The organism is Bacillus sp. Root920 (genome assembly GCF_001429445.1).
GTDB lineage: Bacteria > Bacillota > Bacilli > Bacillales > Bacillaceae > Bacillus > Bacillus safensis.
Map to the genome: position 1 here is coordinate 1,779,676 of NZ_LMJV01000001.1, position 16,345 is coordinate 1,796,020.

The 16,345-nt window shown below is 41.0% G+C and carries 17 protein-coding genes; all 17 read left to right on the top strand.

The features are described 5' to 3' along the window. The first annotated feature begins 55 nt into the window (after positions 1 to 55). The 17 genes from rplS to fliE all read left to right on the top strand — a co-directional run bounded on the left by rplS (position 56) and on the right by fliE (position 16,322). Positions 56 to 403 carry a 50S ribosomal protein L19 gene (gene rplS / locus ASE42_RS08700; RefSeq protein WP_008354510.1) on the top strand — a complete coding sequence of 116 codons (348 nt, stop codon included), beginning with the start codon at positions 56 to 58 and terminating at the stop codon, positions 401 to 403. Between the two features lie 89 nt (positions 404 to 492). Next, positions 493 to 1,341, top strand: a complete 849-nt coding sequence (gene ylqF / locus ASE42_RS08705) for a ribosome biogenesis GTPase YlqF (RefSeq protein ID WP_056766425.1) — start codon at positions 493 to 495, stop codon at positions 1,339 to 1,341. Positions 1,342 to 1,417: 76 nt separating this feature from the next. Further along, positions 1,418 to 2,182 carry a ribonuclease HII gene (locus ASE42_RS08710; RefSeq protein WP_056766427.1) on the top strand — a complete coding sequence of 255 codons (765 nt, stop codon included), beginning with the start codon at positions 1,418 to 1,420 and terminating at the stop codon, positions 2,180 to 2,182. A 26-nt stretch (positions 2,183 to 2,208) separates the two neighbouring features. Beyond that, positions 2,209 to 3,948 carry a hypothetical protein gene (locus ASE42_RS08715; RefSeq protein WP_056766429.1) on the top strand — a complete coding sequence of 580 codons (1,740 nt, stop codon included), beginning with the start codon at positions 2,209 to 2,211 and terminating at the stop codon, positions 3,946 to 3,948. Beyond that, on the top strand, positions 3,945 to 4,220 hold the full coding sequence (locus ASE42_RS08720; protein WP_003211418.1) for a FlhB-like flagellar biosynthesis protein: 276 nt from the start codon (positions 3,945 to 3,947) through the stop codon (positions 4,218 to 4,220). The genes ASE42_RS08715 and ASE42_RS08720 overlap by 4 nt, the downstream gene beginning before the upstream one ends. 176 nt (positions 4,221 to 4,396) lie before the next feature. Further along, on the top strand, positions 4,397 to 5,557 hold the full coding sequence (gene sucC, locus ASE42_RS08725; protein WP_024426972.1) for an ADP-forming succinate--CoA ligase subunit beta: 1,161 nt from the start codon (positions 4,397 to 4,399) through the stop codon (positions 5,555 to 5,557). Between the two features lie 22 nt (positions 5,558 to 5,579). Next, entirely contained in the window at positions 5,580 to 6,482 is a 903-nt protein-coding gene (gene sucD / locus ASE42_RS08730; protein ID WP_007499624.1) for a succinate--CoA ligase subunit alpha, read from the top strand. 63 nt (positions 6,483 to 6,545) lie between these two features. Beyond that, positions 6,546 to 7,448 (top strand): DNA-processing protein DprA, encoded by a 903-nt coding sequence (dprA, locus tag ASE42_RS08735; protein ID WP_056766431.1) that lies wholly within the window; start codon positions 6,546 to 6,548, stop codon positions 7,446 to 7,448. A gap of 193 nt (positions 7,449 to 7,641) precedes the next feature. Further along, a complete protein-coding gene (gene topA / locus ASE42_RS08740) occupies positions 7,642 to 9,717 on the top strand; it encodes a type I DNA topoisomerase (protein ID WP_024424184.1) in 2,076 nt (691 codons plus the stop codon). Positions 9,718 to 9,787: 70 nt separating this feature from the next. After that, the gene (gene trmFO / locus ASE42_RS08745) at positions 9,788 to 11,092 is read left to right on the top strand and encodes an FADH(2)-oxidizing methylenetetrahydrofolate--tRNA-(uracil(54)-C(5))-methyltransferase TrmFO (RefSeq protein WP_024424183.1); all 1,305 of its coding nucleotides are present in this window, start codon (positions 9,788 to 9,790) and stop codon (positions 11,090 to 11,092) included. Between the two features lie 62 nt (positions 11,093 to 11,154). Further along, positions 11,155 to 12,072: a tyrosine recombinase XerC gene (gene xerC, locus ASE42_RS08750; RefSeq protein ID WP_024424182.1), complete on the top strand. Its 918-nt coding sequence runs from the start codon at positions 11,155 to 11,157 to the stop codon at positions 12,070 to 12,072. Positions 12,073 to 12,086: 14 nt separating this feature from the next. Further along, positions 12,087 to 12,632 carry an ATP-dependent protease subunit HslV gene (gene hslV / locus ASE42_RS08755; RefSeq protein ID WP_024424181.1) on the top strand — a complete coding sequence of 182 codons (546 nt, stop codon included), beginning with the start codon at positions 12,087 to 12,089 and terminating at the stop codon, positions 12,630 to 12,632. Positions 12,633 to 12,648: 16 nt separating this feature from the next. Further along, complete coding sequence (gene hslU / locus ASE42_RS08760; RefSeq protein WP_024424180.1) at positions 12,649 to 14,049, top strand: HslU--HslV peptidase ATPase subunit; 1,401 nt, start codon at positions 12,649 to 12,651, stop codon at positions 14,047 to 14,049. A 34-nt stretch (positions 14,050 to 14,083) separates the two neighbouring features. After that, positions 14,084 to 14,863, top strand: coding sequence for a GTP-sensing pleiotropic transcriptional regulator CodY (codY, locus tag ASE42_RS08765; protein WP_007499612.1), 780 nt, complete (start codon positions 14,084 to 14,086; stop codon positions 14,861 to 14,863). Positions 14,864 to 15,151: 288 nt separating this feature from the next. Beyond that, complete coding sequence (gene flgB / locus ASE42_RS08770; protein ID WP_012009952.1) at positions 15,152 to 15,541, top strand: flagellar basal body rod protein FlgB; 390 nt, start codon at positions 15,152 to 15,154, stop codon at positions 15,539 to 15,541. Next, on the top strand, positions 15,541 to 15,993 hold the full coding sequence (gene flgC, locus ASE42_RS08775) for a flagellar basal body rod protein FlgC (RefSeq protein WP_024424179.1): 453 nt from the start codon (positions 15,541 to 15,543) through the stop codon (positions 15,991 to 15,993). Before flgB ends, flgC begins: the two co-directional genes overlap by 1 nt. An 11-nt stretch (positions 15,994 to 16,004) precedes the next feature. Beyond that, positions 16,005 to 16,322 carry a flagellar hook-basal body complex protein FliE gene (gene fliE / locus ASE42_RS08780; protein ID WP_024424178.1) on the top strand — a complete coding sequence of 106 codons (318 nt, stop codon included), beginning with the start codon at positions 16,005 to 16,007 and terminating at the stop codon, positions 16,320 to 16,322. Positions 16,323 to 16,345 lie beyond the last annotated feature (23 nt).

Genomic DNA, 16,345 nt, shown 5'->3' on the forward strand with positions numbered 1-16,345 from the left:
TTCCGCTGCAATGAAGAAAGAGGACATGAGCATCTGTTGGAAGGAGTTGAAAACGATGCAACATTTGATTGAAGAAATCACAAAAGAACAATTACGCACTGATCTTCCTGCGTTCCGTCCTGGTGACACTTTACGTGTACACGTTAAAGTTGTCGAGGGTACTCGTGAGCGTATCCAGATCTTTGAAGGTGTTGTAATTAAGCGTCGTGGTGGTGGAATCAGCGAAACTTTCACAGTTCGTAAGATCTCTTACGGTGTAGGCGTTGAGCGTACATTCCCTGTACACACACCAAAAATCGCTAAGATCGAAGTTGTACGTCACGGTAAGGTACGTCGTGCGAAACTTTACTACCTACGTGAACTTCGCGGTAAAGCGGCTCGTATCAAAGAAATCAGACGATAATGATATCAAAGGAAAGAGCTTGTTACCTGTAACAGGCTCTTTTTTTGTACAATGTATAAAGATAATGGTAAAAGAAAGAAGGTGCACATATGACGATTCAATGGTTTCCAGGCCATATGGCAAAAGCAAGACGTGAAGTCACAGAAAAATTAAAGCTCATCGACATCGTATTTGAATTAACCGATGCAAGAATTCCGATGTCCTCTAGAAACCCAATGATCGAAGAAATCCTTCAAAACAAACCCAAAATCATGCTCTTAAACAAAGCAGATAAAGCAGATCCTCGTATGACAAAGGAGTGGCAGGCGTATTTTGAGCAGCAAGGCGTTCGGTCACTTGCCATTAACTCTGTCGATGGACAAGGGTTAAATCAGATCATCACGACTTCAAAAGAAATTTTAAAAGAAAAATTCGACCGCATGAAAGCAAAAGGCGTCAAACCACGTGCAATTCGAGCACTGATTATCGGGATTCCCAACGTCGGCAAATCGACCTTAATCAATCGTTTAGCAAAAAAGAACATTGCCAAAACAGGAGACCGGCCTGGGATTACGACATCACAGCAATGGGTAAAGGTAGGGAAAGAACTAGAACTGCTCGATACCCCTGGAATCCTCTGGCCGAAGTTTGAAGATGAGCAAGTAGGACTCAGACTTGCGGTGACTGGAGCGATCAAAGATTCGATCATCAATTTACAGGATGTCGCTGTGTATGCCCTTCGTTTTCTAGAAGAGAACTACCCAGAGCGATTAAAAAAACGCTATGACCTAGCGGAGATACCTGAAGATACGGTTGAGCTGTTTGATGCAATTGGCACTAAGCGAGGCTGTCTAATGAGCGGGGGATTCATAAACTATGATAAAACCACCGAAATCATTATTCGGGATATTCGAACAGAAAAATTTGGTCCCCTCACTTTTGAGAAGCCTGAAAGCTAAAAGACACGCAGCTCATGCGGGTCTTTATTTTTTGTGAAAAACTGCCGATATAAAGAAGGAGGCTGCGAAAAAGCCTATGTACACGGTGAAACAAATAAAAGAACTTATAGAAAAGCATGCAGGCGACGAGTCCTACATTCGAGAGCTTGTGAAAGATGATACGAGAAAAAGTGTCCAAAAACTGATAGAAAAGTGGCACAAAGAGAGAGAAAAGCAGCAAGCACTTCGCGCGGCATGGGATGACATGCTGCAATTTGAAAACAAAGCAAAGGCGCAAGGATACACATGTATTGCTGGAATAGATGAAGCAGGAAGAGGACCGCTTGCCGGCCCAGTTGTGGCAGCAGCTGTTATATTAAAGGAAGATACAGTCCTGCTCGGTTTAAACGACTCAAAGCAATTATCTGAGAAAAAAAGATTGGCTTATTATGATTTAATTCAAAAAGAAGCACTTGATATCGGAATCGGCATTGTTGATGCGGCTACGATTGATGAAATCAATATTTACGAAGCATCAAGACTGGCGATGGTGAGAGCTGTGGAGCAGTTAACTCATACACCTGATTATCTACTCATAGATGCCATGACACTTCCGCTTTCTACTCACCAAGAGAATATCATCAAAGGAGATGCAAAAAGTGCATCCATTGCAGCAGGTGCATGTATTGCGAAGGTGACAAGGGATCAGATGATGGAAGAGTACGGGCGTAAGTATCCTGAGTATCAATTTGAAAAACATAAAGGGTACGGAACGAAAGAGCACCTGGCTGCGATTCAAACACATGGTGCTACCCCCATCCACCGGTTATCGTTTGCGCCAGTGAAATCTGTTATATCATAAATTTTAATCTAAGGAGGCTGCCTGTGATGACAAGAGTTGAGGACATACATACAGCACTGAATAGCCGGCTGAATACAGCCGAATCGGTTCCATTAAACACCGAAGGGAAGGATAATGTTCATCGGCTGATTCTCGGTAAAGTACTAAAAATGCTTGGAGATGATACAGCCCTTGTTCAAATAGGTTCAACGAAAATAAAAGCACAGCTGGCGGCTCAGCTTAAAGCAGACGCATTTTATTGGTTCCAATTTGAACAAGAGGGTGGAGGCAGCCTCAATAAACTAAGACCCGTTCAGCAATTTGATCAAGATCCTAAGACATTAAAGGATGCAGCAGCCAAACTATTAGAAGGTCTCTCACTGAAAAATGGGCTTGAAAACATGCTGACAGCTACAGCTTTTTTAAAGGAAAAGTCCGTCATCAACGAAGGAGAGTTAAAAACGGCAGTGAAGTGGATCGAACAGCTTCAAGGAGCTGATGTGAAGAAAGGGCTCCAGGCCCTCCTCTTTGCTTTAAAGAAAGATTTACCGATCCAGCAAGGGGTGCTTCAATCTATTTTAGCCGTAAAATCACCCTCTGCCCTTCATCAGGATATAACAGCGCTATTAAATCAATTAACACAGCTTCCTAAGCACACAGATGCCACACGGACCCTTATACAAGCCGTTCGGTCAGTTGTAGATGCAGAGACAGCCGTCCATGCAGAAAAGCTCTTATCGGTCCTTCTAGCAGCGAGAGAAGGCGAGGCGAAGCAAGGTGGCAGTTTACCAGTAACGACTCAGCTCAATCCGTCTCAGCAAAAAGAAAATAGCCATGCCGCAATCGTTCAAGAGCGTCAGCCGTCCCAAGTTCCTCAGACAAACGTGCAGCAGTCAACAAGTCCAAAAGAAGAGCTGCAAATCCCGCCTCAGCAAATTGAGCGGATACTGGCAAGTTTGATGAAACAAGGTGCAGACGGGCAGCAAGAACCTAACTTAAAACAGCTCACAGCATTGCTGCACGGACTCCAGCAGGCAGGATCTCAGCCTGACGCAAAAGCAGCTGTGCTTCAAAAAGAGTTTCCCTTCCTGTCAAAAGCAGAGGCAAAAGCTTTGGCCCAGGTAGTGCAGCAGACAGAACCAACATTAAGTAATAAAACCGATGTGCTCGATTTACTTATGACGATGAAAAAGGCAATAGGTGTACGTGATGAAATTGGTATGCTGAAACTGCTTGAAAAAGGCAGCCAGGATGTCAAAAGTCAGGAGCTGCACCAATTAAAGCTCACCTTAAATGATGTGAGGCAGGCTGATTTACCAGAGCCCGTTAAAAAAGAAGTGGATCAATTGTTTCATAGATTGAATGGACAGTTATTTGTGCAGCAGGAGAACCAAACCGTCAGTCAAATGATGATTTCCTATCCGCTTTTCTCAAAACATAGTGTTCAAGATTTAACCTTTATTCTAAAAGGACATAAGAAAAAGGATGGCTCTATTGATATTTCTCAGTGCCGCCTCATGTTTTATTTAAACATGGAAAACCTTGAAGAAACCTTGATAGACTGTACGATTCAGCAAAAGGTCATGTCCATTACAGTCGAGACAGCCCATGAACTGCAAGGCACCATTAATCCAATGATTCCGGCTGTTCGAGAGAATTTAAATGCGCTAGGATACAGTTTAACGGGAATTACAGCAAAAAAGAGACAAGAGCCAGTAGATCCGTCTTTATTTCTAGATGAACACTTTCATAAAATCAGCGAGAAAGGGCTGGACTTACGAGTATGAAGGATTCAAAACCGCTTAGAAGAGCGGTCGCTCTGCATTACGATGAAGAAAAACAAAAGGCGCCAAAAGTCGTTGCAACAGGCAGCGGCTATGTGGCAGATCATATTATTGAAGAAGCCAAAAAGTCGGGAGTCCCAATCCAGGAAGACCGTAATTTAGTCGAACTCATGCGCCACTTAACATTAGATGAGGAGATCCCTGAAGCGTTATACGATACTGTAGCAGAAATTTTTTCGTTTATCTACAGGTTAGATCAAAAAATGAAAAAATAAGGTAAAATAAGTGATTTGGCTGAAAAATTTATATTTTTAATAAAATAAAAGTTTGAATGTTTAGAAGGATTTTACGATTTTACATAGAACCCTAGACATTCTCTTTTTTATTCTTTAAAATGAAAGCGCAGTCTATTTTATAATTTTTGTTTCTACATATGTTGGGAGGATGGGAAATGAATATCCATGAGTACCAAGGAAAAGAAATCCTAAGAAAATATGGGGTTTCAGTTCCAAATGGTAAAGTAGCATTTACACCTGATGAAGCAGTGAAAGCATCAGAAGAGCTAGGGAGCTCTGTATATGTCGTAAAAGCACAGATTCATGCAGGCGGCCGTGGTAAAGCAGGCGGGGTAAAAATTGCAAAAACGAAAGATGAAGTGAAAGGGTTTGCAGAGGAATTGCTTGGCAAGACACTTGTCACACATCAAACAGGGCCTGAAGGGCGCGAAATAAAACGCTTACTTATTGAAGAAGGCTGCGATATTCAAAAGGAATACTATGTTGGACTAGTTTTGGACAGAGCGACATCAAGAATTGTATTGATGGCATCTGAAGAAGGCGGTACTGAAATTGAAGAAGTAGCAGAAAAAACGCCAGAAAAAATCGTCAAAGTGGTCATCGATCCAGCGATTGGTCTGCAAGGCTATCAGGCGAGAGAAGTGGCATTTAAAATTAATATTCCAACAAAATTAGTTGGCCAAGCTGTTAAGTTTATGACAAGCCTTTACAATGCGTTTATTGAAAAAGATTGTTCAATTGCTGAGATTAATCCACTTGTTGTAACAGGCGATGGAAAAGTCATGGCACTTGATGCAAAATTAAACTTTGATAGTAATGCCTTATATAGACAAAAAGATATATTAGAATACCGTGACCTTGATGAAGAGGATCCAAAAGAAATTGAAGCATCTAAATATGACTTAAGCTACATTTCTTTAGATGGAAATATTGGCTGTATGGTCAATGGAGCAGGTCTTGCGATGTCTACAATGGATATCATCAAGCATTACGGCGGGGACCCTGCAAACTTCCTAGATGTTGGCGGCGGTGCAACAGCTGAAAAAGTAACGGAAGCATTTAAAATCATTTTATCTGATCAAAATGTCAAAGGGATTTTCGTGAATATTTTTGGCGGCATCATGAAATGTGATGTGATTGCAGAAGGTGTTGTTGAAGCGACGAAACAAGTCGGCTTAACATTACCACTTGTTGTACGTCTTGAAGGAACAAACGTTGAATTAGGGAAGAAAATCCTGAGTGATTCAGGCTTAAATATCACTTCTGCTGAGTCTATGGCTGACGGGGCAGAAAAGATTGTATCTTTAGTCAAGTAGAGCAGAAAGGCAGGGAACCTAAATGAGTGTATTTATTAATAAAAATACGAGAGTAATTGTTCAGGGGATTACCGGTTCAACCGCATTGTTCCATACAAAACAAATGATTGAGTACGGAACAAATATTGTTGGTGGTGTCACACCTGGAAAAGGTGGAACTGAAGTAGAAGGAGTTCCTGTATTTAATACTGTATCTGAAGCAGTTCAGACTACTGGAGCGAACGCTTCTGTTATCTATGTACCAGCACCATTTGCGGCAGATGCCATTTTAGAGGCTGTTGACGCAGAAGTCGATCTCGTCATTTGTATCACAGAACATATTCCAGTGCTTGACATGGTCAAAGTGAAACGGTATATGGAAGGGAAAAAGACAAGACTAGTTGGACCAAACTGCCCAGGTGTCATCACACCTGAAGAATGTAAAATTGGTATCATGCCTGGCTACATTCATAAAAAAGGTCATGTGGGTGTTGTTTCTCGTTCTGGAACGCTTACATATGAAGCGGTACATCAGCTTTCAGAAGCTGGCGTTGGTCAATCGACAGCTGTAGGAATCGGGGGGGACCCGGTAAATGGGACAAACTTTATTGATGTGTTAAAAGCATTCAATGAAGACCCTGAAACACATGCTGTAATAATGATCGGTGAAATCGGCGGTACAGCTGAAGAAGAAGCAGCTGAATGGGTAAAAGCAAATATGACAAAACCAGTCGTTGGCTTTATTGGCGGTAAAACGGCGCCTCCAGGAAAACGTATGGGACATGCTGGTGCCATTATTTCTGGTGGTAAAGGAACAGCTGATGAAAAAGTAAAAACAATGCGTGAATGTGGAATTGAAGTGGCAGAAACACCATCTGTCATGGGAGAAACATTGATTAAAGTATTAAAAGAGAAGAATCTCTTCGAAGCTTGTAAAACGCATTAATGACACAAGAAGACTTGTTCTTTGACAAGTCTTCTTCTTTCTATCTTAAACTGGAGGAATGGTATGTACAACGTGTCCGAAAGAATGATTTTTCACCGCTTAAAAGGCCTCATCTCACCCTCATTATTAACAAAATGGTGGAAAGTCGATCCTGAACTATATATAAATGAAGAAACACATCATTTTAAACAGGATCGAGCATTACAAACGATCGACTTTACCCGCTTAAAACAAGCTGAAGAAAATGAATTCCCCATGTTTCAACACATCGTTCAAGCCTATTTAAAGCAAAACATTCACATGATTCCCATCACATCACCCTTATATCCCAGCACACTAAAAAATATTTATGATCCTCCCCCTGTGTTATTCCTAAAAGGAAACGTATCATATTTAAATGTAGAAAAAAGTTTAGGTGTAGTCGGCACGCGAGTTCCATCGACTTATGGAGAAGCATGTGTGAAGAAAATTGTTGGTGAGCTTGTCAAGGAAGAGTGGATGATTGTCAGTGGTTTAGCTAAAGGAATCGATGGACTGGCACATAAAGAGTGCATCAGGAAAAAAGGGAAAACAATCGGCATTATAGCAGGCGGCTTTCAGCATGTATACCCAAAAGAACATGCGCAAATGGCTCAATACATGGGTGAACATCATTTGCTTTTGTCAGAGCACCCGCCTTATGTCAAACCAGAAAAGTGGCATTTTCCAATGAGAAATCGTTTAATTAGTGCATTGACGAAAGGGACCATCGTGATTCAGTGCAAAGAAAAGAGCGGTTCTCTTATTACAGCCTATCAAGCGCTTGAGCAAGGCAAAGAAGTATTTGCGATTGCCGGATCCATCTTTGATTCTAATTCCACAGGTCCGGCAAGACTCATTCAGCAGGGGGCAAAGCTTGTTCATTCCACAAAGGATATTTTAGAGGAATTCTCCTTCCACAGCGTTCAATATACTGAACTCTCATAAAAATATCGTTTGACAAAAGACATCGGAATATTTAATAATAGTGAGGATTTAAGTTTACACTTTGTTTTTCGTGTTTATAATGATGTTCATCATAAAGAATTTTTAATGATTGCCTGTTAGATAGGTGCAATTAACATAAATATGAATTGTGAAATGTATAAAGAGAGAACACCTCTTAAGGGGGATTTTGAGTATGGCTGATTATTTAGTCATCGTTGAGTCGCCAGCAAAGGCGAAAACGATTGAGCGTTATTTAGGAAAAAAGTATAAAGTAAAAGCTTCAATGGGGCACGTAAGGGATTTACCGAAAAGTCAGCTCGGTGTTGACACTGAGCATGACTTTGAACCGAGATATATTACGATTCGCGGGAAAGGCCCAGTTTTAAAAGAATTAAAAACAGCAGCGAAAAAAGCAAAGAAAGTCTATCTCGCAGCTGACCCCGATAGAGAGGGAGAAGCGATTGCTTGGCATTTAGCACACAGCCTTGACCTTGACCTCTCTTCTGACTGCCGCGTTGTTTTTAACGAGATTACAAAGGATGCGATTAAAGATTCCTTTAAGCATCCACGTATGATCAATATGGACTTAGTTGATGCGCAGCAGGCAAGACGGATCTTAGATCGTCTCGTTGGGTATAAAATCAGTCCGATTTTATGGAAGAAAGTGAAAAAGGGCTTAAGTGCCGGACGTGTTCAATCAGTTGCACTCCGCCTGATTATTGATCGCGAGAATGAAATTAATGAATTTAAACCAGAAGAATACTGGACAATTGACGGTACATTCCTTAAAGGAAAAGAAAGCTTCGAAGCGAGTTTCTTTGGTCTCAATGGCAAAAAACATCCACTGAAAACAAAAGAAGATGTAAAAGAAATCCTTTCGAAATTAAAGGGAAGCAAATTCTCTGTAGAGAAAGTAACGAAAAAAGAGCGTAAACGTAATCCAGCTGTTCCGTTTACGACTTCTACTTTACAGCAGGAAGCTGCAAGAAAATTAAACTTCCGTGCGAAAAAGACAATGATGATTGCACAGCAATTATATGAAGGAATTGATCTTGGTAAAGAAGGTACAGTCGGTCTCATTACATATATGAGAACGGACTCAACTCGTATTTCCAATACAGCGATTGAAGAAGTATCTGCCTTCATTGATCAGACGTACGGCAAGAATTTCTTAAACACAACAAAACGAACAGCTAAAAAGAATGAAAATGCACAAGATGCTCACGAAGCCATCCGTCCGACTTCGACGTTAAGAAAACCGGCAGATGTCAAGCACGTGCTAAGCCGCGATCAGCTTCGTCTGTACAAATTGATTTGGGAACGATTCGTGGCCAGCCAAATGGCTCCGGCTGTTCTTGATACAATGAGTGTGGACCTTGATCATAACGGTCTTACTTTCCGTGCGAATGGCAGTAAAGTAAAATTCCCTGGGTTTATGAAGGTTTATGTGGAAGGAAAGGACGACCAGCTAGAGGAAAAGGACAAAATGCTTCCTGATCTGAAAGAAGGGGACACAGTTCTTTCAAAAGACATCGAACCTGAACAGCACTTCACACAGCCGCCTCCGCGTTACACTGAGGCAAGATTGGTCAAAACACTTGAAGAGCTCGGTATAGGCCGTCCATCTACGTATGCACCAACATTAGATACAATTCAAAAGCGCGGCTATGTCGCACTTGATAATAAACGATTTACTCCAACAGAGCTTGGAGAGATTGTACTCAACTTAATCATTGAATTCTTCCCTGAAATCATTAACGTTGAATTTACAGCGAAAATGGAAAAGGAACTTGATAGTGTTGAAGAAGGTACGATCGAATGGGTTCGTATTATCGACAGCTTCTATCAAGACTTTGCAAAACGGGTAGAAAAAGCTGAAGCAGAGATGCAAGAAGTTGAGATTGAGCCGGAATACGCAGGTGTTGATTGTGAAGAGTGCGGACATCCGATGGTGTACAAAATGGGTAGATACGGCAAGTTCATGGCGTGCTCTAACTTTCCTGACTGCCGCAACACAAAACCAATTGTCAAAGATATCGGGGTCAAATGCCCGTCATGTCATGAAGGAAACATTGTTGAACGAAAATCGAAAAAACGCCGCATTTTTTACGGCTGTGATCGTTTTCCAGAGTGTGAATTCGTCTCTTGGGACAAACCAATTGAAAGAAAGTGTCCAAAATGCGAAAATATGCTTGTAGAGAAAAAGCTGAAAAAAGGTGTTCAAGTTCAATGTGTCAACTGTGATTATAAAGAGGAACAACAAAAATAGCGGTGAGCAGCCTTGTTCACCTGCTTTTTTATGTCATCAAACAGACCTTACGAAATAGGAGAGTTGTACAATGAGTCAATTTGTAAATGTGATCGGAGCCGGTTTAGCTGGAAGTGAAGCAGCATGGCAAATCGCTAAACGAGGGATTAAAGTCAATTTATATGAAATGAGACCTGTGAAACAAACGCCGGCTCACCACACAGATAAATTTGCGGAGCTTGTATGCAGCAACTCACTGCGTGCGAATGCTTTAACGAATGCAGTAGGTGTATTAAAGGAAGAAATGCGTCATTTAGATTCAGCCATTATCGCAGCAGCAGATGAAAGCTCAGTTCCTGCTGGCGGCGCGCTTGCAGTAGACCGTCATGAATTTGCAGCAAACGTGACAGACCGCGTGAAAAATCATCCGAATGTTACTGTCTTTCAAGAAGAAGTGCAAAGCATACCAGAAGGTCCGACAATTATCGCGACTGGCCCGCTGACATCAGAAGCACTTTCAAAAGAATTAAAATCGTTAACAGGAGAAGAATATCTCTATTTCTACGATGCAGCGGCACCTATTCTAGAGAAAGACAGCATTGATATGGATAAGGTGTACTTGAAATCACGCTATGACAAAGGAGAAGCCGCTTATTTAAACTGTCCAATGACAGAAGAAGAATTCGATCGTTTTTATGAGGCACTCATTTCTGCTGAAACTGTGCCATTAAAAGAATTTGAAAAAGAAATCTTCTTTGAAGGCTGTATGCCAATTGAAGTCATGGCGAAAAGAGGAAAGAAAACGATGCTGTTTGGTCCGATGAAGCCAGTAGGACTGGAAGATCCGAAAACAGGAAAAAGACCTTACGCTGTTGTTCAATTAAGACAGGATGATGCAGCAGGTACTTTATATAACATCGTTGGCTTCCAGACACATCTGAAGTGGGGCGATCAAAAGGAAGTATTCCGTTTGATTCCAGGCCTAGAAGAAGCAGAAATTGTTCGTTACGGCGTGATGCACCGTAATACATTTATTAACTCGCCAAGCCTTTTAAGACCGACTTATCAGTTTAAAAATAGAGATGACCTATTCTTTGCCGGACAAATGACAGGCGTTGAAGGGTATGTCGAGTCCGCAGCGTCCGGACTTGTGGCTGGCATTAACGCCGCTCGTTTTGTCAAAGGAGAAGAGCTTGTGACACTTCCTGAGGAGACGGCGATTGGCAGTATGGCTCACTACATCACATCGACAAACAAGAAAAGCTTCCAGCCGATGAATGCGAATTTTGGTTTGCTGAAAGATCTAGGTGTTCGAATTAAGAACAAACAAGAACGTTATGCAGAGTACGCTAAGCGCGCAATCGAAACTATTCAAACTATTTCGAAATCTCTGTAGTAAAACATTGCACGGAAAGCAAGATATGTGATACCATTTAAAAGCCTTAAAGAGGTGTAAAAATGACGAATAAACAGCGTCTTGTCCACTTATTCATTGAATATCTGCAAATTGAAAAAAACTATTCAGCTTTAACGATCTCAGGATATACAGAAGCCATTGAAGAGTTTGTCAGATTTATGAACATTCAAGGAATAGACGGTTTTGAAGAGGTATCCTATCAAGATACGAGAATTTATTTAACAGAAGCTTATGAAAAAGGCCTGACAAGAAGAACGATTAGTAAGAAAGTCTCTGCGCTTCGCAGCTTTTATAAATTTTTATTAAGAGAACAGCTTGTGAAAGAAAATCCTTTTTTACTCGTTAGCTTACCAAAGCAGGATAAGCGGATTCCTTCATTTTTGTATGAAGAGGAACTAAAAGAGCTTTTTACAGTTTCTGATGTCAGCACACCGCTTGGGCAAAGAAATCAAGCCATTTTAGAACTTCTTTATGCAACAGGTATGAGGGTCAGTGAGTTATGTTCATTAAAAGAATCTGATCTTGATTTATCGATGGATACAGTGCTTGTTCATGGGAAAGGCAGCAAGCAGCGGTATGTTCCTTTCGGGTCATATGCTCATGAAGCGCTCATTACTTATTTAGAGGATGGAAGGCAGAAGCTGAAATCTAAAGGGAAAGACCGCGCTGATACTCATGTGTTTTTGAATCAGCGCGGGACGCCTCTTACAGACCGAGGTGTACGATTCATTCTCACTGAATTAATGAAAAAGGCGTCAGGTACATTACATATCCATCCTCACATGTTAAGGCACACCTTTGCCACGCATCTCTTAAACGAGGGGGCGGATTTGAGAAGTGTTCAAGAACTTCTCGGTCATTCAAATTTATCATCTACACAGGTGTACACGCATGTATCAAAAGATTCTTTAAGAAACACGTACATGTCTCATCACCCAAGGGCTTTTAAACGATCCTAAAAGGAGGTTTTTTCATGTCATCATTTCATGCAACAACCATCTTTGCCGTTCAGCATAAAGGAAAAAGTGCAATGGCTGGCGACGGTCAAGTCACTTTCGGGCAGGCTGTCGTGATGAAACACACAGCAAAAAAAGTGCGCCGTCTTTTCGGAGGCAAGGTGCTTGCAGGTTTTGCAGGTTCAGTAGCCGATGCTTTTACACTCTTTGAAAAGTTTGAAACAAAGCTTGAAGAATATGGTGGTAATTTAAAGCGGGCAGCCGTAGAACTAGCGAAGGAATGGCGAAGTGACAAGATGCTAAGGCAGCTTGAGGCCATGCTCATCGTCATGAACAAAGAAAGCATCCTGCTTGTCTCTGGAACAGGAGAGGTCATCGAACCAGATGATGGGATTTTGGCCATTGGCTCAGGCGGCAACTATGCGCTTAGCGCCGGGAGAGCACTCAAAACCCATGCAGGTGATCATCTCTCAGCGAGAGAAATTGCAAAGGCCGCTCTTGAAACGGCCGGAGAAATCTGTGTCTACACGAACGATCAAATCACTTTAGAAGAGCTTGAATAGAAAGGACATGAGACGTATGGAGAAAAAGCCGTTCACCCCAAGAGAGATAGTTGAAAAGCTTGATCAATACATCATTGGTCAGCTTGATGCGAAAAAAGCAGTGGCGGTGGCTTTAAGAAACCGTTACAGAAGAAGTCTTTTGCATGATAAGCTAAAGGATGAAGTCGTTCCTAAAAACATTTTAATGATCGGTCCAACAGGTGTGGGGAAAACAGAAATTGCCCGCAGAATTGCTCGAATTTCTGGTGCGCCTTTTATTAAAGTGGAAGCGACGAAATTTACTGAAGTGGGTTATGTCGGCCGTGACGTAGAGTCCATGGTGAGAGATTTAGTTGAAACAGCGATTAGACTCGTCAAAGAAGAAAAGATGAAAGATGTTCAAGAGGAAGCAGAAAAACAAGCAAATAAACGTCTTGTTCATTTACTTGTTCCTGGCAAGAAAAAAAGCCAGTCTGTGAAAAATCCGTTTGAGATGCTGTTTGGCGGTTCTGATGAAGATGACCGTGATCGAGATCATTCAAATGAAGAAGTGGAACTCGAATCGACAAGAAAGCGAATCGCTCATCAGCTGGCGATGGGAGAACTTGAAGATCATTACGTTACGATTGAAGTAGAAGAACAGCAGCCTTCCATGTTTGATATGCTTCAAGGCTCGGGTATGGAGCAAATGGGTATGAACATGCAGGATGCGCTCGGCAATCTCATGCCTAAAAAGAAAAAACGCAGAAAGCTGACTGTCAGAGAAGCAAGAAAGGCATTAACGGCTGAGGAAGCTTCAAAACTGATTGATATGGATGAAGTCAGTCAGGAAGCGGTCTACAAAGCAGAGCAGCAAGGAATTATTTTTATCGATGAAATCGACAAAATCGCCAAAAGCGGTGGTGCATCATCTGCAGATGTTTCTCGTGAAGGGGTTCAGCGTGATATTTTACCGATTGTAGAAGGTTCAACTGTGATGACGAAATATGGTGCCGTTAAAACTGATCATGTGCTGTTTGTTGCAGCAGGTGCATTTCATATGGCAAAGCCATCAGATTTGATTCCAGAGCTTCAGGGACGCTTCCCAATCCGTGTAGAATTAGATAAATTAAGTATAGAAGACTTTGTGAAAATCTTAACGGAACCAGATAATGCATTATTAAAGCAATATAAAGCTTTACTTGAAACAGAAGGTATATCTCTTGAATTTTCTGACGATGCTATTCATAAGATTGCCGAAGTGGCTTATCATGTCAATCAGGAGACAGATAACATCGGTGCAAGAAGGCTTCATACGATACTTGAGAAGCTGCTTGAAGAGCTTTCATTTGAGGCGCCTGATATTACGATGGAGACAGTGACCATTACACCTCAGTATGTCGAAGAGAAGCTAGGAAAGATTGCAAATAACAAAGATTTAAGTCAATTTATACTTTAACAAATGAATAAAGTAATCTAGGAGGATCATTATTATGGCGTTACTACAAAAAACAAGGATTATTAACTCAATGCTGCAAGATGCAGCGGGGAAACCAGTTAATTTCAAAGAAATGGCAGAAACACTGAGAGATGTCATTGATTCAAACATTTTCGTATTAAGCAGAAGGGGAAAGCTTCTTGGCTACTCCATTAATCAACAGATCGAAAATGCACGTATGAAAAAAATGCTTGAAGATCGTCAGTTCCCTGAAGAATATACAAAGAGTCTATTCAATGTCCCTGAAACGTCTTCAAACCTTGATATTAACAGTGAATATACAGCTTTCCCGATTGAAAACCGGGACTTATTCCAATCAGGTTTAACAACAATTGTTCCAATTATCGGCGGAGGAGATCGTTTAGGTACGTTAATCCTGTCCCGCTTACAAGATACATTCACAGATGATGATTTAATTCTTGCTGAATACGGGGCAACAGTTGTTGGAATGGAGATTCTTCGCGAGAAAGCAGAGGAAATCGAAGAAGAAGCAAGAAGCAAAGCGGTTGTTCAAATGGCGATTAGCTCTCTTTCATACAGTGAGCTTGAAGCGATTGAGCACATTTTTGAAGAGCTGGATGGAAACGAAGGTCTTCTCGTTGCAAGTAAAATTGCAGACCGTGTAGGGATCACGCGCTCAGTGATCGTAAACGCCTTACGTAAGTTAGAAAGTGCAGGCGTGATTGAATCTCGTTCTCTTGGAATGAAGGGAACGTACATCAAAGTGTTAAACAACAAATTTTTAATTGAACTCGAAAATTTAAAATCTCATTAATCAAAAACCCTTTTTGGCCGAAATAAATGCTGAAAAGGGTTTTTTTATGTGAAAAAATGAGGATTTGTCCGAAAAATGTCACTCTTTTTTCCAAGAAACCCCTTACAAATCTGTAGTGCTTTGAATCTAGGCCTTTATACCTATTCGTAAAATAGATATATATTACGAGTTTTTTTTACATATACATCATAGACTTTAATCCTATTATTTCTTACAATGAACATATGGTTTTACAAATCTCGACATGATTAAATGGAATGAAATACATATGATTGGAGGTATATGGTTTTGGATATATTTTCTGGAACGATAAGCAACCTTGAGAATGCCTTGGGCAGAGCGAATGTTAAGCAAAAAGTCATAAGCAATAATATCGCAAATATAGACACACCGAACTACAAGTCGAAAAACGTCGCATTCCATGACATGCTAAATGATGCGTCAATCAAATTAGATGCTAAAAAAACATACCAAGGTCACATTGATTTTTCAAAAACAGGGTCTAATTATTCAGTTGTTTCGAGCAACCGTACTTCTTATCAAGAAAACGGAAATAATGTCGATATTGATCAAGAGATGAGTGAACTCGCTAAAAACCAAATTCAGTATAATGCGCTGGTGGAAAGAATGAGCGGGAAATTCAATTCTCTTAAAACAGTTTTGACAGGAGGTAAGTGATGTCGATTTTTTCAGGAGTGAACGCTTCGGCCTCAGCATTAACGGCACAGAGGCTCAGAATGGACGTTGTATCCTCAAACCTTGCAAATATGGATACAACAAGAGCTAAACAGGTTGATGGCAACTGGGAGCCTTATAGACGTAAGCTTGTCACATTACAGCCGTCAGGTGAATCGTTTTCATCTATATTGAACTCAAGTATGAATTCGAGCGGCAAATTAGGAAACGGCGTCAAAGTAACAAAGATTACTGAAGACGAAACTCCATTCAACCTTCAATATGATCCTACAAATCCCGATGCCAATGAAAATGGATATGTTCAAACACCAAATGTCGATCCATTAAAAGAAATGGTCGACCTCATCAGCAGCTCAAGATCATATGAAGCAAACGTGACTGCTCTAAATGCGAATAAAAGCATGCTGATGAAAGCTTTAGAAATAGGAAAGTAAGGTGAAAATAATTGGTTAATGCAATATCTCCTTTCCAGCTTCAAACTGCTCAGCAAGCAAGTGAATTGACGAATGCAACGCCCGTTCAGGCGGCTGCACCCAAAAGTCAAACGAATTTCTCTGATGTGCTGAAGAATTCCATTGAGGCATTAAATCAATCACAGCTGAAATCAGACCAGTATACAAATGCGCTTGCACAAGGAAAAGATGTCAATCTCGATGAAGTCATGATTGCTTCACAAAAAGCGAGTGTTACACTCACAGCTGCAACAGAGTTTCGAAATAAAGCAGTCGAAGCGTACCAAGAGATTATGAGAATGCAGATGTAGGAGGTGCTGGTGGACAAAAAAAG